We start from the raw sequence: 255 nt of genomic DNA on the forward strand, positions 1-255 counted from the left end.
GGCAGTGTCCTACTCTCGCATGGCGAATGCCACACTACCATCGGCGCTACCGCGTTTCACTTCTGAGTTCGGCATGGGATCAGGTGGTTCCACGGCGCTATGGCCGCCAGGCAAAAAACTTCAATCTCGGAAAGCTGACGTGAATAACGAGTTGCCTGTTGGCTTCGCTATCACTGAATTAGGTAGTAGTTCGTTCACTTGCTACAAGGCCCAGAACACTTCTTGGGTGTTGTATGGTTAAGCCTCACGGGTAAT

Annotated in this window: 1 rRNA gene; it reads right to left on the reverse strand. The window is 51.8% G+C overall.

The annotated features are described in order from the left end of the window. Positions 1 to 111 (reverse strand): 5S ribosomal RNA (rrf, locus tag KW824_RS20775); the annotation flags it as partial. Between the last annotated feature and the right edge of the window lie 144 nt (positions 112 to 255).

Origin of the sequence: Aeromonas sp. sif0611 (assembly GCF_019218845.1) — a bacterium.
Lineage (GTDB): Bacteria > Pseudomonadota > Gammaproteobacteria > Enterobacterales > Aeromonadaceae > Aeromonas > Aeromonas media.